Here is a 20,309-nt window from a genome sequence, read left to right as displayed (position 1 = left end):
AAAAAACGCTATGGATGCCAGACCGACTCACGTACCCGAATGGCGCGACTCAATAGCCCCAGTGCATAGAAGCGGTCAGCGATGGTCTGCTGTTCCCGAATGATGGCTAAGTTCATGCGCTGGGTCTGGTGGCTGCGCCGCGCTAAGGCATGCATCAGTGAAGGCGCTGATATCCCGAGTTCGGTTGAGAGCAACGCAGCGGCTTCAGCACGGTGTGCATCGATGTAGCGGCCAGTCTGCTCCAGCGCGGTGAGCAGAACCTGCAGCAGATCGCCCGACTGCGCGGCGAACCCGCGTTCGGCAAGGTAAAACTGATGATTATTGACCCGGCCGGTGCCATCAGCGATCACCCTGAACTGTCCGCTGTTCTCTGCATCGCTGAGCAGCGGATCCCACATCATCCAGGCATCCACTGCGTTGAGATCGCTGGGCGTCAGCGGATATTTGGGCGGTGCATAGACGATGCGCACATCATCCAGCCCTAAACCCGCTTCATCCAGAATCTGCAGCAGCAGATAGTGAACGTTGGAACCACGATTTACGGCGATGCGTTTTCCTCTGAGATCGCCAATCTGCTGAACCGGGCTGCTGTTCGGTACCAGCAGTGCCACGCTCTGCGGCGCAGCGGGTTCCCAGGCAACATAAACCATCGGGCTGTTGCTGGCCTGCGCAAACAAGGGGGGAACTTCACCGGTCGTGCCGAAATCGATCTCCTGTTGGCTCAGCGCATGCAGAAGCTGCGGACCCGCAGGAAACTCACTCCACAGCACGCTGACGCCTCTATCGGCCAGCTGCTGTTCCAGTGACTGGCGCGCTTTCAGGATGCCGAGGTTGCCAAATTTCTGATAACCGATGCGTAGTTCCCGCTCCCGTTCGGGCTGCTGATTCAGAGAAGTGTCGCGCTGACGCAGTGAAGTGCGGCGCGGTTTAATCACCCCCAGATGGCCCAGTTGGGTGCGCAGCGTATGACGACTGATGCCAAGCAGCGCGGCGGCCTGCAGTTGATTGCCCTGAGTGAGTTCCAGCGCATTCTTTATCAGCGCCTCAATCACCCGGGGATAGAGCGGTGTTTCGCTCTGCTGCATCTGCTGCCGTAAAAACTGATCCAGCGCCTCCTCTCCCGGTGGTAACTCGCTACCCGTGAGGTTATTCAGCCGGAGCTGCTGCGGCGTGACCAGCGAGGTTTTGCTGAGCAGGACGGCATTATGCAGGGTGTTCTCCAGCTCGCGAATGTTGCCCGGCCAGCTGTAGTCCATCAGCGTGGCGACAGCATCTTCACTGAGACGTAACTGAGGTCGGCCCAGACGGCGCGCATAGAGCTGCAGGAAGTGAGTGGCCAGCACCGGGATATCTTCGCATCGCTGGCGCAGCGGCGGCAGCGTGACGCTGGCCACATTCAGCCGGTAGTAAAGGTCTTCCCGGAAGCGCCGTTCACGAATCGCCACCGCCAGGTCGCGGTTGGTGGCCGCAATGACCCGCACATTGACCTTTACAGCCCGGGAGGAACCCACACGGGTAATCTCGCGTTCCTGCAGCACGCGCAGCAGCTTTACCTGCAGCGACGCGCTCAGTTCACCGACTTCATCCAGCAGCAGCGTCCCGCCCTCTGCCGCCTCAAACCAGCCGCGATGCCGATCCTGTGCGCCGGTAAATGCCCCTTTCTCATGACCAAAGAGCTCCGACTCCGCCAGACTCTCAGTGAGGGCACCGCAGTTGACCGCCAGAAATGGCTGTCTGCTGCGGGCGCTGTGATGATGCAGATAGCGCGCCATCACCTCTTTGCCGGTGCCGGTTTCACCAATGATCAGCACCGTCGCGTCGGTAGGCGCAAGCTGATCCAGCACGCTTTTAAAGGCGCGCGATGCGGGGTCAATCAACTCAGGGCTGGTAATTTGCATCTCATTTACCGGGTTAACTGGAAAGCCATGACCATACCGCGTGGCTAACGCGGAAACGAGAGGCTAACCGGACCGGATTGTTGCCAATGCAGCAGGCTGTAACTTTACCTGTCGCAAATGCAGCAATATGCATCAAGCGAAATTATGAATATATCGTTGAATTAATGAGATAAATATTAAGTAGCAGACTGGCACGCATCCTGCTAAAAGCTATATAACTAAAGAATTTATGCCTATGTATTAAATTCAAATATCGTTATAAAGGAATCTGCTAATGAGTCATGCGACACAGGAAAACCTCAACCTTTTCTGGTTTCTGCCCACCCATGGCGATGGGCGCTATCTTGGCACCACCGAAGGCGGCAGAGCAGTCGATTTACCCTATTTACAGCAGGTTGCGCTGGCGGCAGATAATCTGGGCTACTACGGTGTATTAATCCCGACCGGTAAGAGCTGCGAGGATTCCTGGCTGGTCGCCTCTGCACTGGCACCGATCACCAAAAAGCTGCGCTATTTAGTAGCCGTACGTCCTGGCCTGCAACCGCCAAGCCTGGCGGCGCGTATGGCGGCTACGCTGGATCGGCTTTCTGGCGGACGTTTATTGATTAACGTGGTCACGGGTGGCGATCCGGTGGAGAACAAAGGTGACGGCATCTTTCTGAGTCATGAAGAGCGCTATCAGGTGACCAGAGAGTTTCTTGAGGTCTACTCCCGCCTGCTGAAAGGCGAGAAGGTCGATTTTTCGGGCGAGCATATCCGCGTGGAAGGCGCTGAGATTCTCTTTCCGCCGGTGCAGGAAAATGGCCCACCGCTCTATTTTGGTGGCTCGTCTGATGCCGCTATCGACGTTGCGGCGAATCAGATCGACACTTATCTGACGTGGGGTGAGCCGGTTGAACAGGTAGCGGAAAAACTGGCGGTGGTTCGTCAGCGGGCGCAGGAGAGTGGCCGTAGCCTCTCCTACGGCATCCGGCTGCATGTCATTGTCCGTGAAACCGAAGAGGAAGCCTGGGCGGCGGCCGATCGGCTGATTTCTCATCTGGATGAAGAGACCATTGCCGCCGCGCAGAAGATCTTTGCCCGCATGGACTCAGCCGGACAGGCGCGGATGAGCGCGCTGCATCAGGGCTCGCGAGACAGCCTGCGCATTGGCCCCAATCTCTGGGCAGGCGTCGGCCTGGTGCGCGGCGGTGCGGGTACTGCGCTGGTGGGGAGTCCGCAGCAGGTAGCCGATCGCATCCGGGAGTATCAGGCGCTGGGGATCGAGAACTTTATTTTCTCCGGCTATCCGCACCTTGAAGAGGCGCACCGTTTCGCTGAACTGGTGATGCCGCTGTTACCGCTGGCTGCCAACGCCGAAAAGAAACAGCGCAGCGTGAACACCGGTCCTTTTGGTGAAACCATTGGCGGCGACCGTCGTCCTGATAAACAGGCCAGCGCCAGTTAACAGAAGAGAAGGTTCGCTTATGTCACAGCAGCAGATAGTCATTATCGGCGGTGGTTTTACCGGCACCGCGCTGGCGATCCATCTGGCCCGGGCTGGCCAGGCAGGGTTGCACGTGACGGTGATTGAACCACGAGCGCAGCTTGCTCAGGGTGTGGCATACGGCACTACCGATCCGGCCCACCGCATCAATGTGCCAGCGGCCAGAATGCAGCTCGCTGGGGATGAGGAGGGCATATTTGACCGCGACTATCGCGCATCGCCCGCCTTTCAGGCCGACCCGGACGCGTTGTGGCGTGACGGCAATGTCTACCCGCAACGCGGGGAGTTTGGTCGCTGGGTCAATGCGCAGTTTGTGCATCAGCAGCAGCATTCGCCGGTAAAACTTAGTCATCTGCGTGATAGCGCGGTTGCGCTGCAGGATGGTGTAGTGACCACAGCCTCAGGGCAGAAGATCCGGGCCGATCAGGTGGCGCTGGCCATCAGCCATCCACCGCCGGACCTGCCCGCACTGCTGAAGCCCTTACAGGGGCATCGCGGGTTGATTGCCAATCCCTGGCAGAATGGCGCGTTGTCACAGATCGCACCTGATGATCGGGTAGCGATTATCGGTTCAGGCCTGACCATGTCCGATGTGGTGGCATCGCTGCATCGCCAGCAGCATCGCGGAGAGATTACCGCCTTCTCACGCCGTGGACAGCTGCCGCGAGCCAACCTGAGCGGCAGCGATGAGAGCTACACCCTGGATTACAGTCAGCCGCAGCCCGCCAGCGCACGTGGCTGGTTACATCGGGTGCGTCAGGAGGTAAAACAGGCAGCCGCGTTAAATCTGCCCTGGCAGCTGGTGCTGGATGATATCCGCCGTAACGGCCAGCGTATCTGGCAGAGCCTTTCACTGCATGAGCAGCAGCGTTTTCTGCACCATCTTCGCCCCTGGTGGGATGTTCACCGCTACCGGATTGCCCCGCAGGTAAGCCAGATTCTCAACCAGCAGCAGGCGAGCGGTCAGTTGTCACTGCTGGCGGCGCGGCTGATGGGCGCGGAAGCGATGGGAAACAATCTTCAGCTGACGCTGCGCCTGCGTGGAGCGCAATCAGAAATCCGGGAGGTGGATAAAGTGATTGTCACCACCGGGCCAGCGCACAACGCACTGCTTAAAAGCAACGCGCTGCTGCGCCAGCTCCACGGCGACGGCGTGATTCAGCCCGACCCGCTGGCGCTGGGCATCCAGGTTAACGCGCTGTCACAGACGCTGAATGCGCAGGGTGATGCCAATCCTCATCTCTATGTGGCCGGGCCTGCCGCGCGTGGTCGCTTTGGCGAACTCATGGGATTACCGCAGGTTGCAGAACACGCTGAGTCCGTAGCACGGCAGCTACTCTCCACCACGCCGCTGCCCATCAGCGAGCGATGTCCCGGCTCACTCATCTACTGAATCACCCTACCGGAACAATCACTAAAAGGTGGGCGGCAAGCGATTGCCGCATCCGCCCAGGAGTCGCTATGTCATCGCAACGTGAAATTCGCCTGAATGCTTTCGATATGAACTGTGTCGGTCATCAATCGCCCGGCTTATGGGCGCATCCCCGGGATCGTTCCTGGCAGTACAAAGATCTGGAGTACTGGACCGACTTAGCACGCCTGCTGGAGCGTGGCAGGTTTGATGGACTGTTTATTGCTGACGTGCTTGGGGTCTACGACGTGCTCAACGGTAATAACCAGGCCGCGATTCGGCACGCCACGCAGGTGCCGGTAAACGATCCGCTGGCGTTAATCACGCCAATGGCGCTGGTGACGGAACATCTGGGCTTTGGCCTGACCGCCTCACTGTCGTTTGAACACCCCTACCCGTTTGCGCGACGGATCTCGACGCTGGATCATCTGACCAAAGGCCGCATTGGCTGGAATATTGTGACCTCCTATCTGGAAAGCGGTGCGCGTAATATCGGACATCAGGCCCAGACCGACCACGATGCGCGCTACGACTATGCCGATGAATATCTGCAGGTTATCTATAAGCTGCTGGAGGGAAGCTGGGAAGATGGCGCGGTCCTGCGCGATCGTGAACGCCATATTTTCAGCGACCCGAATAAAATCCATCCGATTAATCATCAGGGTAAATTCTTCCAGGTGCCCGGCATCCATCTGTGTGAACCTTCGCCGCAGCGCACGCCGGTACTATATCAGGCGGGCGCCTCCAGCCGCGGTAAAGCGTTTGCGGCGGAGCATGCCGAATGCGTGTTCGTGGCGGCACCTTCGAAAGTTCTGCTGAAGAAAACCGTGACGGATATTCGCCGGAGAGCCGCTGAAGCGGGACGCGATCCCCGCTCCATACTGATCTTCAACCTGCAGACAGTCATTGTGGGTGAAACCGACCTGGCGGCGCAGGCCAAATGGCAGGAGTACAAACGCTATGTCAGTTACGAAGGCGCGCTGGCGCTGATCTCAGGCTGGACCGGCATTGATTTCGGGCAGTATCAGCCGGATCAGGTACTGAAACATCTGCACACCAATGCGATTCAGTCGGCAATTGAGACATTCTCCACTGCCGATCCCAACCGCCAATGGACGGTGCAGGGCCTGGCAGACTGGGTGGGCATTGGCGGATTTGGTCCGCTGCTGGTGGGCAGCGCCGAAACGGTGGCCGATGAGCTGCAAAGCTGGGTCGAAGAGACAGACGTCGATGGTTTTAACCTCGCCTACGCCGTAACGCACGAAACCTTTACTGACGTGGTGGAACTGCTGGTGCCGGAACTGCAAAAGCGTGGCGTCTACAAGCAGGAGTATCAGCCCGGCACGCTGCGTGAAAAGTTATTTGGCCAGGGGCCGCGGCTGGCGTTGCCGCATCCGGGTGCCGGTTATCGCCGGAGTGCGCATGTGGAACAGCCAGCAGCAAGGGTGGAAGTTTCATAACAGAGACGGCTGGCTGCCCGGCATGAATAACCGGCGCATAGCAAAGTGCAAAGAAACAAGAGTACGTCTTGTCGCCGGTAGATGGACAGGCATTACCGGACCGGTCATTGCTGTTAACCGTTGCTGAACCGGTCTGCCATGTGCTGCTGAAACCTCATCCGTTTCAGCAGTATAAAAACAACATTTCGCTGAACGCTACCGGATGAATTTTATATTTCATGCGGGGTCTGGTGTGGGCGAAATATAAATCTATCTTATTGAATTAATTATAATAGTTATCTGATTTTGTTGGTTGTTAACTATGCCAGTAATTCATATAAAACCCTCGTTACCTGCTGAATATAATAACGAGGATACGATGAGTACATTAGAAATTGACAACACCTTAACTGCGCCACCGCCTCACTCTCAACCGGTTCGATCGGTGAGTGATGTGGCCCGGCTGATCAACAGTAACACCGAAAAAAACAGCTATGCGCGCTGGATTGTTTTCCTGGCGCTGGGCGGCGTGTTTCTTGATGCCTACGATCTCACTACCCTCTCCTACGGCATTGATGATGTGGTGAAGGAGTTTGGTTTAACCCCGGTACTCACGGGCCTGGTGACGTCGTCAATCATGATCGGCACCATTGTGGGTAATCTGGTCGGCGGCTGGCTGACCGATAAATATGGCCGTTACTCAGTGTTTATGGCGGACATGCTGTTTTTTGTCGTCTCCGCCATTGCGGCAGGTCTGGCCCCCAACGTCTGGGTGTTGATTGGTGCCCGTTTTCTGATGGGCATCGGCGTCGGGATCGATCTGCCGGTTGCCATGGCCTATCTGGCAGAATTCTCTAAGTTCTCCGGCAAGGGCAATAAAGCATCGCGCCTCGCAGCCTGGTGCCCGATGTGGTATGCCGCTTCGTCTGCCTGCTTCTTTATTATTTTTGCACTCTATTTCCTGCTGCCCGCCGAACATATCGACTGGCTGTGGCGCGCCTCGCTGCTGTTTGGCGCCGTACCGGCGCTACTGATTATTGCGGTGCGCAGTAAGTTTATGAATGAGTCACCGCTGTGGGCGGCGAATCAGGGCGACCTGAGCGGTGCGGTGCGTATTCTGCGTGACTCTTACGGCATTGTTGCGCATGAGGAGCCGCCCGCGAAAACCGATGCGGTGAAAGCGAAGCCGAAAGTGCGTTTCCGCGTACTGTTTCAGAAGCCTTATCTGGAGCGCACGGTCGTCAGTGCGGTGATGAACGTCTGTATTTCATTTGAATACACCGCCATCGCTTTCTTCCTGCCCTCTATCCTGGCGCAATTTCTCGGCGCGGGCGTATTTGAAACTATCTCTGCCTCGCTGGGACTGAATGCGTTGTTCGCCTTTACCGGCGGGCTGTTGGGGATGCGACTGGCGTGGAAATTTCCCTCACGGCATGTCGCAATCGCCGGATTTGCGCTGCAGTTTATCGCGCTGATTTCGCTGGCATTGATTGGTCATCCCCAGGCGACAGCTGGCGTGGTGTTTGCGGTGCTGATGCTGGGTTTGTGGCTCTTTGCAGAGGGATTCGGACCCGGCGCGCAGTTGATGATCTATCCGGCGCTCTCCTACCCGACCCACATACGCGCCACCGGTGTCGGCTTTAGTCGTTCGCTCTCCGGTGTGGGCAGCGCGCTGGCGCTGTTTATTCTGCCAATTTTGCAGGCGCGTTACGGCACCAATATGTTCTGGATTGTCTCGCTGGCCGCCCTTATCCCGATTATTTTCCTGTTAATCATTCGTTTTGAACCGACCCGACAGGACATCGATGAACAACCCGACTCAGGAGAGGATCATGTCTGAATTAAATCGTACCGAATTTGCCGAACTGGTTCAGCATTTCAGGCCGCTGTTCGCCCGCATCGCTGAGGGGGCATGTGCCCGTGAAACCGAACGCACACTGTTGCATGAGCCGATCAGCTGGCTGAAAGCGGCGCGCTTCGGCACCCTGCGTATCCCTAAAGAAGAAGGCGGCTTTGGGGTTTCGCTGCCGCAGTTATTTGCTCTGCTGACCGAACTGGCTGAGGCAGATTCGAACCTGCCACAGGCGCTGCGTGCGCACTTCGCATTTATTGAGGATCGCCTGAACCAGCCAGCCAGTGAGGATCGGCGTCGCTGGTTCCGCCGCTTTGTGGACGGTGAGCTGGTGGGCAGCGGCTGGAGCGAGATCGGCGCGGTGAAGCTGGGTGAAGTCAATACTCAGGTTTCTCCCGATGAGGGGGGATGGCGGATCAGCGGTGAGAAGTTCTATAGCACCGGCACGCTCTATGCAGACTGGATTGATGTCTATGCTCAGCGCGCGGATAACGGTCGTGACGTGATTGCCCTGGTGAACACCCACCAGAATGAGGTGGAGCGCGATGATGACTGGGATGGCTTCGGGCAGCGACTGACCGGCAGTGGTACGACGCGCTTTCATCAGGCCCGGGTTGAACTGCCCCATGTCTATGATTTCAGTGAGCGTTTCCGCTATCAGACGGCATTCTATCAGCATGTCTTACTGGCCACGCTGGCGGGCATCGGGCGGGCGGTGGTGCGCGATGCTGCTCAGGGCGTGGCGCAGCGTAAGCGTATTTACAGCCACGGTAATGCGCCGCAGGTGAAGCAGGATGTGCAGGTGTTGCAGGTGATTGGTCAGATAAGTAGCTGGGCATGGGCAGCCGAAGCCGCCGTCGACCGGGCGACCCACTCGTTGCAGCGGGCATTTGAGCTGCAACTGAGTGGCGCAGATGAGGCACAGCTTCATGCGGCAAACGTGCTGGCCGAAGTAGAGTCCGCTCAGGCACAGGTGGTGGCCGTTGAGCTGGTGACGCGTGCGGCAACAGAATTCTTCAATGCGCTGGGTGCATCTGATACCCGAGTCAGCAAGGCACTCGACCGGCACTGGCGTAATGCACGAACGGTGTCGTCGCACAATCCGGTGATCTACAAGCTACGTAACGTGGGGGACTGGGAGGTGAACGGTACCGATCCGACCTTTATCTGGCAGATAGGCAATGGAAATGGCGTATAAAACCGCTGTTTCATGGGCAGATATTTGCGTTTGGGAATTGATCAGCCTGCAATGGAAGCACCAAATCGACAGATTTCAGTTTATTCGGATGAGAAACTGACGCTGGCCATTTAATAACACTTATACTGTCCGTGATACAGGAAACAGACACGCTAAATGCAAAGGATATTAATTGCCATTTATTAAGTATGAGTCAGGCATTATTATCTTCAAGCCCGAACGTTTATTTTTGCGTAAAGGGAAAAGAGCCAGCATCACATCATGACGCTGGCTCTTTTTTCATCAGCGCGTCTGTTAAGGCTTGCTTACAGGCTCTGGCATAGCTGAAGAGTGATGGGTTGAGATTTTCCAGCCCTTACCATCCCAGACATAAGTGAAGGTGTAACGTGCTGTGACGTGCGTGTTATCTTTAAAAGTAAATGTATAAACGCCGGTATCAATCGCTTTATTACAACCGATTCTGATAGTCCGGGAATCAATTTTACCGCTCGGCCCTTTTTTCAGGAAATCTTTAAAATAATCGATACGTTCCTGATCGGTCAGACGTACCTGATTTGAAATGGTCGGCAGCAAAACGGCATCGCTGACATATAATTCAGAGACTTTTGTTGCATCACCGGTTGCCAGAGAGTCATTCCAGGCGTCAAAAAGGTTGGCCACATCCTGCTCTGAGGCTCTGACACAGGTCACAGACTGTTGTGCCTGCGTAACAACAGGGGCGCAGGAAAGACCTAAAAGGCACAGCGATAATAACGTTTTTTTCATGAAAACATCCTCATATTTACCCTGGGTGAAGCCGACGTTCTGTGCGTTCTTCCAGACGCCGCCATAAAATGTGTATAACTCGTTAATACGTTTTAATCCGGCTGATCAGCCAGAATAAGACTGCTGCGACAAATACATTAGCCGCTTTATTCGATTAAAAAGCTGATGCATATACTTATCGACGCTTTTGATATGCAGGGGAACAAGATAGATGAAAGGAAGTGCTGTCTGGTATTTAAATCGGCGATAAGCTGGTATTTAGTTTTTTGTTCTGAGGGTTAATGCCTGGGTCTCTTTTGGTAGCGTAAATGACATGTCGCCTGTTCAGAACTATGAACGTAATATCGGGAAGTTGTGTTTAATTTATGTACTCTATAAAAATTTTAAAAGGATATTGCCTGTGAGCAGTGTTATATGGAACCTTTTTATGAGTTATTAATTTAACTGACTAACTAATTAACGTAGTCTGCCATTTTTCAACATCTCTATTTTGATGCTCCTGCTCATTATTGCGCTGGGAAAATAAAGCATCGTGATGTGCTGATTTAATTAAATAATGATTAAACCGTTCATACCCTGGTTTAAACGCGCCTTAGTTTGAGACATTTTTTTGCGTCGTGGTTTCACTTGAACAACTCGCAGTGAGTTACGTTCAGCTATTGATAAAGCGTGTGACCTGTACCTGCCCTGACTGACTGACTGCGATGAGCGTCAATCCGTTAAAAGCCAGACGGGATCAGTTACGATATACTAACTTCGTATAATTGTTCTTATACGAAGTCATGACATAGGGATGGTGCCGGGTTAAGATGGATAGCAGTAAAGTTCGCCCTGAAAATGACAACGCTACGTAAATTCTGACCGGTTATCCCCCTGCTTAGTTCTCAGAATTAACGTAGCGCGATCATCGGCGTCTTTGGTTGATAAGTGAGCAAATATGAGTGAGTTACTGCCGTTAACCCCTCTGACGGTTGACCGGAATAGCGATATCACCGAGCGGCTCCGGCAGTTCGTTCAGGATAAAGAGGCTTTCTCACCTAACACCTGGCGACAGCTGCTTAGCGTAATGCGAATCTGCAATCGCTGGTCGGAAGATAACCAGCGCAGCTTCCTGCCGATGAGTGCAGACGATTTGCGTGACTATCTCTCTTTTCTGGCTGAAAGCGGCCGGGCCTCCTCAACCGTCACTTCACACGCGGCGTTAATTTCGATGTTACACCGTAACGCCGGGCTGCCGGTGCCCAATGTCTCTCCGCTGGTTTTCCGGACGATGAAGAAGATAAATCGTGTGGCGGTGATCAACGGTGAGCGGGCAGGCCAGGCCGTGCCCTTCAGGCTGAGTGACCTGCTGGCGCTGGATGAAGAATGGTCAGGTTCTGATAACCTTCAGGCGCTTCGCGATCTGGCTTTTTTACATGTGGCTTATGCAACACTACTGCGTATCAGTGAACTGTCGCGTTTGCGGGTGCGGGATGTGATGCGTGCCGGCGATGGTCGAATCATTCTGGATGTGGCATGGACAAAAACTATTGTGCAGACCGGCGGATTGATTAAGGCGCTCAGCGCCCGTTCAACTCAGCGACTGGAAGAGTGGATTGAAGCGTCCGGGCTATCCAGCCAGCCTGATGCCTGGCTGTTTACTGCAGTACATCGGTCTGGCCGGCCACTGATTGCCGAAAAGCCGATGAGCACAAGGGCACTGGAACAGATTTTTAGCCGGGCATGGCGCACTGCCGGAAAAGAGGGCGCAGTAAAGGCCAACAAAAATCGCTACACCGGCTGGAGTGGCCACAGCGCCAGGGTAGGAGCTGCGCAGGATATGGCAGATAAAGGCTATCCGATTGCCAGGATCATGCAGGAAGGCACGTGGAAAAAACCAGAAACACTGATGCGCTATATCCGCCATGTGGATGCACACAAAGGTGCCATGGTGGAGTTTATGGAGCAATATAGTTACCCTGATTATCCTGGCTGATGGCTCCTGAAAAGAGAATAAAGCCCCTTTTTCAGGCTGAAGTTATCCACAGAAAAAGTGGACAGCCTGTGTGTAAGCCGGTACGGATAAACGCTGCGTCGAGCATCCACAGCGTTCATCCGGCTGATTTAATTGATTTATCCTTACTGCCATACCGCATGCTGCGAATCTGTCTGCAAAACAGGAGCCGCTATCCATAATAAGGGCATGCTGCAGTGCATGGTCAGACCTGCTTTGGTAAACATCTGCCTTCAGAGGGAAGGATAATGCTTCTGGCCGGGTTAATTGTCATGCAGCCTTTGTCACTGCTCATACGCTAATCATCCCACCATTCTGGCTTCAAATTCGTAAGAACAATCAACAGGACAATCCTCACCTGTCCGCTGCGGCCAGAAATCGCCGGCAGCGGAAAGAGTGAATGTCATCAGTACTTATTTTTACCGGGCAAAGCCTTTCTGCTTATCACAGCCGCCGTGGCAGCCGCTGCAACTCCCCTTTTCCTCCCTGAGCATGACCGGTATTGACTGCACCCGGCTTCCCGCTTTTCGCAATGCCAGCAGGATGATTCCGTTCAGCACCAGCACGCTTATCAGGCAGGTCGCACTGAATGCAGGATGGTCGGCAAAAGTGACGGTCTGGTAAAACAGCGTGGCCGTGGTGTAGGCGATGTTGAGTCCCCAGAAGAATGAGAACATCATCCATTTTTTACCGGCTTCCCGCGCAATAGCCCCCATGACCGAGACGCAGGGAACATAAAGCAGGACAAAAATTAAGTAACTGTAAGCGGCAAAGCCACTGCCAAATTTGGCTGACATCACGCCCATCGAACCAGTCGCCATCTCACCATCGCCTTTACTGGCATCGATGGGATGGGCCAGCGCATCAATTCTGAAGGCAGCCGTTAACCCCGCCCAGGTCTCTGTCAGCGCCTCTTTAAGCTCACCAGGCAGGTCAAAAGCCTGCGGATCAAATGGACTGCTCTGGATTGCCTCTGTGGTGTAAAGGCTGTTGAGCGTGCCGACCACGACCTCTTTCGCCATGATGCCGCTCACCAGCCCCACTGTTGCCTGCCAGTTATCCTGAGTGACCCCAATCGGCAACAGCACGGGGGTGATCGCTTTGCTGGTCGCCGCCAGCGCAGAGTGGTTAATGTCATTAACCATCTGGCCATTAAAGGCAAAACTGCTCAGTACGCCAATCAGCATGCTCACCAGGATAATCACCTGTCCGGCTCGCACCACAAACATTTTCAGCCGTTGCCAGGTCTGCAACAGCAGGCTTTTGAGGTGAGGCCGGTGATAGACCGGCAATTCCATGATAAACGGCGAGGCTTCTCCGCCCAGCAGGGTATGCTTAAGCACCAGCCCGGTCGCGATGGCCACCACAATGCCCAGCAGATAGAGGGAGAAAACCAGGCTGGAACTGTGGGTGTTAAAGAATGCCGCCGCGAAAACCGCAAAAATCGCCAGCCGTGCGCCACATGACATAAAAGGCGCAATCAACACCGTCAGCAGACGCTCACGCGGTGTATCCAGCGTCCGTGTCCCCATGACCGACGGGACATTACAGCCAAAGCCGACAATCAGCGGCACAAAGGATTTTCCCGGCAGGCCCAGTGACTGCATCAGACGATCCATCACAAAAGCGGCGCGCGCCATGTAGCCGGAGTCTTCAAGGAAAGCGAGGAACAGGAACATCAGGCCAATCTGCGGAATGATCGGCAGCACGGTATTGATACCGGCACCGATACCCTGCGCCAGGAAAACCGTCAGCCAGTCAGGGAAGTGGCAGACATAGCCCAGCCATTGCGCACCATGAATGAATATCGCCACCGAACTGCTGTCGAACAGTGGCTGTAGCGCAGCACCGATGTTAATTGAAAGCACGAACATTACATACATCACCGCCAGGAATATCGGAATGCCCAGCCAGCGGTTCAGCACAATTTTATCGATCCTGCGGGTCAGACCGGCGGGCATAGCCTGATGAATGTTACTCACTGCCGCGCAAAGGGTATTGATGGTGCGATAGCGGTAATCGGCAATCTGTACGCCGGTCTCTCCACCGGCCTGCTGCATAATCTCGGGCAAATGCGGAACCAGCGTCGGACAAAGTTTCTGACTGTTGATATCCCCTTCCAGCAGTTGCAAGGCCAGCCAGTAGCGTTTTTGTGGGGCTATGGCGGCGGGCATCTGTTGGCAGAGCTGCTCAATGGCCGTTTCAATCGCGGCCGGATAACGTACCCGTTCCGGTGCTCTGTAAATATGGGGCTGGTCAATCAGCGCTTTGAGCTGGGCAATGCCATCACCTTTGGTTGAGGTCAGTGAAACGACCGGACATCCGAGATGAGCTGACAGTGCTGCGACATCAATAGTGATGTTCTGGCTGGCGGCAATATCCTGCATGTTCAGGGCGACAATGCAGGGTACGCCCAGTTCCAGCAGCTGAAAGGTCAGGAACAGATTACTTTCCAGACTGGAGGCATCGACGACGTTAATCACCACATCGGCGTGATCCTGATAGAGATACTGGCAGGCGATGCTCTCATCTATCGAGCTTTCAGCAGATAGCGTTGTCAGCGATCGGGTGCCTGGCAGATCAATAAGCCTGACATCTGACTGCGCGGTAAAAAATTGACCCTCTTTGCGCTCAACTGTGACGCCAGCCCAGTTCCCGACCCGCTGTCGGGCACCGGTGAGCTGGTTAAACAGCGTGGTTTTGCCGGTATTAGGGTTACCAATCAGCCCGATGGTTATCTTCTTCATCAGACGATTTCCTCCAGGATGATGTCATCCAGGTCACGCTGCCGCACCGCCAGGCTGACACGGCGGGTAGAGATCTGCACCGGATCGCCCATTGGCGCCACGCGAATGACCTCAATAACTGCGCCGGGAAGCATGCCCATTGTCAGTAATTTCTGGCGCCAGGCGGAATTTACCGATGGCTGATAGCCAAGGATCCGGTAGGTGCTGCCCATATTCATTGCCATATCACGCCCTGCCTAAAAGTAAGAAGCACTCATTCTATAAATGATACTCGTTTCGGTTTTTGATCTGGCATCGGGCAGGCAGAAGAAAACTGCCGTCAGGGTCAACGGCAGGTCAACAGCGCATTAAATGGGGGTTCTTCCAGGCGCGGGTTCAACAGTTAAAGGCGGATGTGGAGAATGTTGAATCATTCCCGCACTCTACATTTAGTTACATCATTCAGTATACCGTAAGTAACTATTACGGCCCTTCGGGCCGTGCGGGGCGGCTAGTCAATGAGCACTCGGATTCACAGAACGGCTCCGTTCAGGTTTAATCAAAAAAACCAATCTGGCAGGATATCGCCGGTAACGTAATCTGCTCAAATAGGGTGTTGTAACTAATTGGCGGCTGCTGTAATGAAAGAAAGGCGTCCTGGAAGGATCATTTTCACAATGGCAGTGCCCTGATTTTCAGGCCACCACCAGGTGATGAGCGAATAAGGATTACTTAAGAACCCGAACCGTTTTTACATCAATCTCAACACTATTCCAGTCTTTATCAACTTCACCTTCAAGACGGACTTTATCACTCGGTGATAACGATTGTCCCATCCAGCGCTTGTCATCAATATCGACATTAATCGTTCCGGTAGCATCTTTGAACTCATAAAGTTCATGCCCGACTTGTCTGATGATGTTACCTTCCAGAACGACCCATGCGTCATCACGCAGCGTCTTAACCTGAGCGACAGAAGAGACGCCGGGTGTCGGACCTTTAAATCCGCCCTGAGAATACCCCTGCCCTGCTGGATTAACAAAACCTTCCTGTGCAGAAACTCCAAAACTCATACCGGCAAACAATGCTGCTAAAAGAAACTTTTTCATATTTATCTCCGTTAAAATTGTCGGGCTAATTTACGATGCAGATCTTAACGGGATCTTAAGAAAAGTGATTACCTCCATGTGTTTTAAAAATGTAATGAGCATGATGCGCACGATAAATCCGCATCAGAAAAACAATCAAAGTTTAATCCATGTTGTTAAAAAAATAAATTGATAGATAAACAGTTACGTGAGAGCTGAACTTTTAACATTCACTGTATTATGGTCATTGTTACGCTTTCACTTTGCATCATTTCTTATAAATCCCATAGCTAACATGTCTGTTAACAGATATTATTTCCTGGCATAGATATATCCCAGTATTAAAACATTATGTATCGCAGTTTTGCTCATTAACTATTTTTTTCTTTTTACAACCACTCAACTGAGTGGTTTTTTTCTATGCCTGGTTCCCGATGATAGTAACAGAACCCAGTAACGCTGCGTATGCAGTGTATCGACAACGGATTCCATTCGGAATGCAGCCCTTTCTGGCATTAAAAGGGGAAGAATGTTGCCTGATACTGTCTGAAAATGCATAAACAGAAGAGGAGAGTGGTGATAGCCTGATGCCCACCCAAACTGACAAGAGATAAAGGATCATGCGGAATTTACCGAAGTTCGGAGATTCGCCAGCGTGAGCCTCCGAATAAATGCGTTTAGTTCAGTCTTTGAGCATCAGCCTATGCTTCTTACAGATTCATTTTTGGGATTCGAGCTTAAGTTTCTTTTCCTCTACCTTGCTGGTTTTCTTCCTGATTCTCTCAGTACAAACTTCTGCCTTCGCTTCCGCAAGTACTGGTCGCAAAACAATCAATACCCGCCATGGTTGCTTACTCCTGAGCAACCCATGATATTGATCCAGATCATTCTCATCCTGATAAAGAGGCAAACTGCCGGATTGTTAGCATGTCGTTTAACAATCACAGCGAATAATGCCGCATCTTCTTAAAAAGAAACGACAGGAAAGTAAAATGACATCTTTTAATTCTGGCAAGAAATTCGCTTTTGCTATTGCGATGATAACTTCTGTTATGTCCCTTTCCGCCTGCTCAAGCAATTATGTGATCTCCACCAACGATGGGCACATGATTACGACTCATGGCAAACCCGCAAAAGATAAAGAAACAGGCATGATCTCTTATAAAGACACGGATGGAAACATGCATCAGTTACAACAGCACGATGTTAAAGAGATTGTGCAAAAGTAATCCTGCTTTAATAGCAATCTTAATCATTATCCTGAAAATCTGATTCTGTAGAAAAACTGAGCAATGAAAATTTCTGTAATTGGCTTTGGCTTATTATTGTGTGCATCCTCCTCAGCCATGGCCATTGGCCTGAATGCCGAACAAAGTAAAAACACCTCGGTACTGGACGCAGAAATCGGCCGTTCATCCGGCGGGCTTTATGTTGATGGTCAGTGGATCAAAAATACGGCGGATGGTGTTCAGATTGGTCAGGCGGGTACCGGTTATAACCTTGAAATTGGACCTGTGATGCTGACGGCTGGCGTTAAAGCCGCTTACATCGGCGGCAAAAAAGGAGATAACGGCGTTGCGTTTCCTGTTGGCGGCGGTGTGAAAATCAATCTGCCCGCTAATTTTGCGTTGTATGGAGAAGGTTATTCCGCCCCGGAACAGCTGACCAACAGCGTTAAGAATTTCGTTGAGGCCAATGGCGGTGTCAGCTGGTCACCTGTGGATCCACTGGTGTTAAAAGTGGGCTATCGCTATGCGGGTGTTGATGGCAAAGATGGACGTCCGGGTCATACCCTGATCGATGGTCCCTATATCGGTGGCGGCCTGACATTTTAACGTCGGATGACTCTTCCCTTTTTTTGTGGTGAGGAAACCCTGCCGATCGGTTTCCTTACTCAATCACTCGTCTCAACTCAGGCGGGGAGCACTGAGAAACAGATTATGAAACCTCTTATGCTGATGTTATTTACTCTCTGTCTGACCGGATGTGTGCAGTATAAATGGGTCAAGCCAGATGCATCTGAACAGCAGGAAACAATAACGGAAACAGCCTGTCGGGCCCAGGCACTGCGGGATTTACCCCCTGACAATGTCGTTAGCGGTAAATACACCTCAAAAGACAGTAAATATAAAACCACTGACACCGATTACTCCACCAGCGACGCCAATGAAAGCCAGCGAGAGATACTGGTTAAAGATTGTATGTTTAAAAGAGGCTGGCAACAGATCGAGGTACAGCAATAGCCCCATTCCCCTGACTGAGGCCAGGTTAATCCCTGGCCAGCTCTAGTCAGCGTCAGAGGTCAGGTTCAGGTTTTATTTCTGTATCATCCTCTTGCCGATCAGTACGCTGCCGCCGGCACCGTTCCGAGCAATACAACACCTCGTCCCAGCATCGTTCCCACTTTTTTCGCCATGACATCGGTTTATTACACGTTTTACAGTAGCGAACCGGTAATGACTTTTTATTGCCTTTGAACACGCCAGTCTCTCCTGAGAACCCCTTATAACGCTGACAATAGCGTCTCTTATACAGTTTAGCTTGCTTGTGAGTAAGTATTGGGGGCAATTGAGATCGCACTGTTTACCGCTTCATCGGCGCATAAGGCAATATGGTACCCGGATGATGTGGCTCAGGTTTCCTTGATTAGCGGACAGCCTCTCTGGCCCCATACGGCGGCTAAAAAGTCATTACGCCCGTAAATAATCAATCCAGGGTCATACAGGTCACGCGTGATTCTGACTGTTTTATCCCCCTTTACTGGGGTTTGTCTCTCCAGGCTTTTAAAACAAAGCCATAACCCGTCTGGTGATGATCGCCTTAACCAGAACGTTAATTAAGTGATAAATTAATCTGATTTCATGACCTTACATATAGTCTGAATAAATCAGCCGCCTGATGGTTATTTTTTAGTAATTTTGCTATGCGTCCTTTACAACCCTATTATGGTGGCATCATGGACATATCCAGCTTTATCTGGAGAAGTATGCACGGTGACTGCCTTTCGGAACAAAGCAGCTCCGTGATTAGCGAAGCGATTCCGCTGGAAAAGCGACGTGAAAGCCCGGTTTATCCATAACGTAACTAAATTATTGAACATCATCAGATGAGGCACCTTTTTGACATTTTGAGCGAAGAGTGTAAAAAAAAGAGTAACTTTACTTTTGTTTAAGGGTCTTACGTTAATTACAGTTTAAACTCTTTGAGAAAGCGATTAATATGTTGGCGTTGAACTATCGGTTCTGTATTTTGATTCTTCGAAGGCAAGCATCTTAAAAAAGCAGGTCTGACGAAAAGCATCAGCGTGAACCCGCTCTGTATTTTATTATCTGAACATGACTATGGTGACTTTGATGAGTGACACTCTCAACAGCTTGAATAATATCCGTACCCTTCGCGCAAACGCTCGCGAGCTTGACCTTGCTGCCCTGGAAGAAATGCTGGAAAAACTGTCGGTTGTGGTGAGTGAGCGACGTGAAGAAGCACAGGCTTCTGAAGCAGCTAATCGTGAAAAAGCTGAGAAACTGGCAAAATACCGTGAATTACTGTTGCAGGAAGGTATCGATCCTAACGAACTGTTAAATGGTATGCCGACTGCACCAGCCGTGAAGAAAAAACGCGCGCCTCGTCCGGCTAAATATCAGTACACCGACGAAAATGGTGAGGTTAAGCAGTGGACTGGCCAGGGCCGTACCCCATCTGCTATTAAATCTGCCATTGATGCAGGTAAATCGCTGGATGATTTCCTGATTTAATCCAGTATGCATAATGAAACACCGCCTGCATCAGGCAGGCGGTTTTTTCACCATAAATCGTCAGACTCAGGCATCTCAATTACCGGCCAGGCTGTACCCTTTCCTTTCTCATCTTGTTATTGTCTCTCCATCCATAATCCTGCTCAGGCGTTACCCTGAACTCAATAACTGAAAAGCTTTACGCAGTCACGCAACAAGTAATGGGATTCATTCTGTTCTCTCAACCGCTTTATTTATTCAGCGATTGCGTGTTGCGGGCTGTGATAATTTCCAGTCCGATCTGCTGACCATAAGAGAGCTCAAGCGTATTGCCATCAGGATCGGCAAAAAATGCCCAGTATCCGACTGGCACACCAGATTGCTGCGCGTCGCGTCGCAACACACCTTCGAGCCGAGCGAGTGCCACTTTTTCATCTATCTCTTCACGACTGCTACAGGCCACGCCTATATGACCAAATGGACCCAGCGGCGTATCTTCATTGTTGTCAGATTGCACCAGCACCAGCGCAAAAGGTCGGGTTAAATCCGACAGCCATGCCACTTTCTGTGCTTCAGGAATGCCAGGTTTACGCTGATGTATCACCTGCATCCCGGCATAACGCTGATAAAAATCTACGCTCTTCTCTAAATCCCGTACCTGTAAAGCAAGATGAGTGAAACCGGTATCGTTTGACATGGCCGCTCCCTGTTTAAGTTGA

The 20,309-nt window shown here is 52.3% G+C and carries 18 protein-coding genes; 11 read left to right on the top strand and 7 right to left on the bottom strand.

Features of this window, described 5'->3' with window-relative positions:
- Positions 1 to 8: 8 nt before the first annotated feature.
- The gene (locus NR195_RS17475; protein ID WP_050680244.1) at positions 9 to 1,898 is read right to left on the bottom strand and encodes a sigma-54-dependent Fis family transcriptional regulator; all 1,890 of its coding nucleotides are present in this window, start codon (positions 1,896 to 1,898) and stop codon (positions 9 to 11) included.
- A 274-nt stretch (positions 1,899 to 2,172) separates the two neighbouring features.
- On the opposite strand from NR195_RS17475, the gene ssuD reads away from it, so the two are divergent.
- The 6 genes from ssuD (at position 2,173) to NR195_RS17445 (ending at position 9,284) form a co-directional block, all read left to right on the top strand.
- Complete coding sequence (ssuD, locus tag NR195_RS17470) at positions 2,173 to 3,345, top strand: FMNH2-dependent alkanesulfonate monooxygenase (RefSeq protein ID WP_158132463.1); 1,173 nt, start codon at positions 2,173 to 2,175, stop codon at positions 3,343 to 3,345.
- Between the two features lie 19 nt (positions 3,346 to 3,364).
- Positions 3,365 to 4,777 carry an FAD/NAD(P)-binding protein gene (locus NR195_RS17465; RefSeq protein ID WP_256844770.1) on the top strand — a complete coding sequence of 471 codons (1,413 nt, stop codon included), beginning with the start codon at positions 3,365 to 3,367 and terminating at the stop codon, positions 4,775 to 4,777.
- 68 nt (positions 4,778 to 4,845) lie between these two features.
- Complete coding sequence (locus NR195_RS17460) at positions 4,846 to 6,255, top strand: LLM class flavin-dependent oxidoreductase (protein WP_256844769.1); 1,410 nt, start codon at positions 4,846 to 4,848, stop codon at positions 6,253 to 6,255.
- 68 nt (positions 6,256 to 6,323) lie between these two features.
- Entirely contained in the window at positions 6,324 to 6,461 is a 138-nt protein-coding gene (locus NR195_RS17455; protein ID WP_163641609.1) for a hypothetical protein, read from the top strand.
- A gap of 152 nt (positions 6,462 to 6,613) precedes the next feature.
- Positions 6,614 to 8,074 (top strand): MFS transporter, encoded by a 1,461-nt coding sequence (locus NR195_RS17450; protein WP_033781082.1) that lies wholly within the window; start codon positions 6,614 to 6,616, stop codon positions 8,072 to 8,074.
- Positions 8,067 to 9,284, top strand: coding sequence for a monooxygenase (locus tag NR195_RS17445; RefSeq protein WP_256844768.1), 1,218 nt, complete (start codon positions 8,067 to 8,069; stop codon positions 9,282 to 9,284). Before NR195_RS17450 ends, NR195_RS17445 begins: the two co-directional genes overlap by 8 nt.
- A gap of 294 nt (positions 9,285 to 9,578) precedes the next feature.
- On the opposite strand, the gene NR195_RS17440 is transcribed toward NR195_RS17445, so the two are convergent.
- The gene (locus tag NR195_RS17440) at positions 9,579 to 10,049 is read right to left on the bottom strand and encodes an SgcJ/EcaC family oxidoreductase (RefSeq protein WP_033770116.1); all 471 of its coding nucleotides are present in this window, start codon (positions 10,047 to 10,049) and stop codon (positions 9,579 to 9,581) included.
- Positions 10,050 to 10,986: 937 nt separating this feature from the next.
- On the opposite strand from NR195_RS17440, the gene NR195_RS17435 reads away from it, so the two are divergent.
- Complete coding sequence (locus NR195_RS17435) at positions 10,987 to 12,024, top strand: tyrosine-type recombinase/integrase (protein ID WP_256844767.1); 1,038 nt, start codon at positions 10,987 to 10,989, stop codon at positions 12,022 to 12,024.
- A gap of 437 nt (positions 12,025 to 12,461) precedes the next feature.
- Here NR195_RS17435 and feoB read toward each other — a convergent pair whose 3' ends face one another.
- From feoB to NR195_RS17420, 3 genes are all read right to left on the bottom strand, one after another.
- Positions 12,462 to 14,789, bottom strand: a complete 2,328-nt coding sequence (feoB, locus tag NR195_RS17430; protein ID WP_256844766.1) for a Fe(2+) transporter permease subunit FeoB — start codon at positions 14,787 to 14,789, stop codon at positions 12,462 to 12,464.
- The gene (locus tag NR195_RS17425) at positions 14,789 to 15,013 is read right to left on the bottom strand and encodes a FeoA domain-containing protein (protein WP_022624265.1); all 225 of its coding nucleotides are present in this window, start codon (positions 15,011 to 15,013) and stop codon (positions 14,789 to 14,791) included. The genes feoB and NR195_RS17425 overlap by 1 nt, the downstream gene beginning before the upstream one ends.
- Positions 15,014 to 15,496: 483 nt before the next feature.
- Positions 15,497 to 15,877, bottom strand: a complete 381-nt coding sequence (locus NR195_RS17420) for a YgiW/YdeI family stress tolerance OB fold protein (protein ID WP_187495438.1) — start codon at positions 15,875 to 15,877, stop codon at positions 15,497 to 15,499.
- A 971-nt stretch (positions 15,878 to 16,848) separates the two neighbouring features.
- Between NR195_RS17420 and NR195_RS17415 the strand changes: the two genes are divergently transcribed.
- The 3 genes from NR195_RS17415 (at position 16,849) to NR195_RS17405 (ending at position 18,099) form a co-directional block, all read left to right on the top strand.
- Complete coding sequence (locus NR195_RS17415) at positions 16,849 to 17,085, top strand: YgdI/YgdR family lipoprotein (RefSeq protein ID WP_010257065.1); 237 nt, start codon at positions 16,849 to 16,851, stop codon at positions 17,083 to 17,085.
- A gap of 63 nt (positions 17,086 to 17,148) precedes the next feature.
- A complete protein-coding gene (locus tag NR195_RS17410) occupies positions 17,149 to 17,691 on the top strand; it encodes a YfaZ family outer membrane protein (protein ID WP_033770122.1) in 543 nt (180 codons plus the stop codon).
- Positions 17,692 to 17,796: 105 nt separating this feature from the next.
- Positions 17,797 to 18,099 carry a hypothetical protein gene (locus tag NR195_RS17405; RefSeq protein WP_029519489.1) on the top strand — a complete coding sequence of 101 codons (303 nt, stop codon included), beginning with the start codon at positions 17,797 to 17,799 and terminating at the stop codon, positions 18,097 to 18,099.
- Between the two features lie 52 nt (positions 18,100 to 18,151).
- Here NR195_RS17405 and NR195_RS17400 read toward each other — a convergent pair whose 3' ends face one another.
- Positions 18,152 to 18,337: a DUF2256 domain-containing protein gene (locus tag NR195_RS17400; protein WP_010671932.1), complete on the bottom strand. Its 186-nt coding sequence runs from the start codon at positions 18,335 to 18,337 to the stop codon at positions 18,152 to 18,154.
- Positions 18,338 to 19,209: 872 nt separating this feature from the next.
- Here NR195_RS17400 and NR195_RS17395 point away from each other — a divergent pair.
- Complete coding sequence (locus tag NR195_RS17395; RefSeq protein ID WP_010257055.1) at positions 19,210 to 19,611, top strand: H-NS family nucleoid-associated regulatory protein; 402 nt, start codon at positions 19,210 to 19,212, stop codon at positions 19,609 to 19,611.
- A gap of 229 nt (positions 19,612 to 19,840) precedes the next feature.
- On the opposite strand, the gene NR195_RS17390 is transcribed toward NR195_RS17395, so the two are convergent.
- On the bottom strand, positions 19,841 to 20,287 hold the full coding sequence (locus NR195_RS17390) for a VOC family protein (protein ID WP_010671933.1): 447 nt from the start codon (positions 20,285 to 20,287) through the stop codon (positions 19,841 to 19,843).
- Positions 20,288 to 20,309: the final 22 nt, after the last annotated feature.

Source organism: Pantoea sp. Ft-CA_14, from assembly GCF_024520875.1.
GTDB lineage: Bacteria > Pseudomonadota > Gammaproteobacteria > Enterobacterales > Enterobacteriaceae > Pantoea > Pantoea agglomerans.
The sequence above is the reverse complement of the archived record's forward strand: the minus strand, read 5'-3'. Positions and strand labels throughout refer to the sequence as shown.

Excerpts from the sequence above, each read along its gene's own strand:
- NR195_RS17390 (WP_010671933.1), bottom strand. The coding sequence starts at position 20,287 with ATGTCAAACGATACCGGTTTCACTCATCTTGCTTTACAGGTACGGGAT.
- NR195_RS17405 (WP_029519489.1), top strand. The coding sequence starts at position 17,797 with ATGAAACCTCTTATGCTGATGTTATTTACTCTCTGTCTGACCGGATGT.
- NR195_RS17450 (WP_033781082.1), top strand. The coding sequence starts at position 6,614 with ATGAGTACATTAGAAATTGACAACACCTTAACTGCGCCACCGCCTCAC.
- NR195_RS17460 (WP_256844769.1), top strand. The coding sequence starts at position 4,846 with ATGTCATCGCAACGTGAAATTCGCCTGAATGCTTTCGATATGAACTGT.
- NR195_RS17465 (WP_256844770.1), top strand. The coding sequence starts at position 3,365 with ATGTCACAGCAGCAGATAGTCATTATCGGCGGTGGTTTTACCGGCACC.
- NR195_RS17410 (WP_033770122.1), top strand. The coding sequence starts at position 17,149 with ATGAAAATTTCTGTAATTGGCTTTGGCTTATTATTGTGTGCATCCTCC.
- NR195_RS17425 (WP_022624265.1), bottom strand. The coding sequence starts at position 15,013 with ATGGCAATGAATATGGGCAGCACCTACCGGATCCTTGGCTATCAGCCA.
- ssuD (WP_158132463.1), top strand. The coding sequence starts at position 2,173 with ATGAGTCATGCGACACAGGAAAACCTCAACCTTTTCTGGTTTCTGCCC.
- NR195_RS17435 (WP_256844767.1), top strand. The coding sequence starts at position 10,987 with ATGAGTGAGTTACTGCCGTTAACCCCTCTGACGGTTGACCGGAATAGC.
- NR195_RS17395 (WP_010257055.1), top strand. The coding sequence starts at position 19,210 with ATGAGTGACACTCTCAACAGCTTGAATAATATCCGTACCCTTCGCGCA.
- feoB (WP_256844766.1), bottom strand. The coding sequence starts at position 14,789 with ATGAAGAAGATAACCATCGGGCTGATTGGTAACCCTAATACCGGCAAA.
- NR195_RS17420 (WP_187495438.1), bottom strand. The coding sequence starts at position 15,877 with ATGAAAAAGTTTCTTTTAGCAGCATTGTTTGCCGGTATGAGTTTTGGA.
- NR195_RS17415 (WP_010257065.1), top strand. The coding sequence starts at position 16,849 with ATGACATCTTTTAATTCTGGCAAGAAATTCGCTTTTGCTATTGCGATG.
- NR195_RS17475 (WP_050680244.1), bottom strand. The coding sequence starts at position 1,898 with ATGCAAATTACCAGCCCTGAGTTGATTGACCCCGCATCGCGCGCCTTT.
- NR195_RS17440 (WP_033770116.1), bottom strand. The coding sequence starts at position 10,049 with ATGAAAAAAACGTTATTATCGCTGTGCCTTTTAGGTCTTTCCTGCGCC.
- NR195_RS17445 (WP_256844768.1), top strand. The coding sequence starts at position 8,067 with ATGTCTGAATTAAATCGTACCGAATTTGCCGAACTGGTTCAGCATTTC.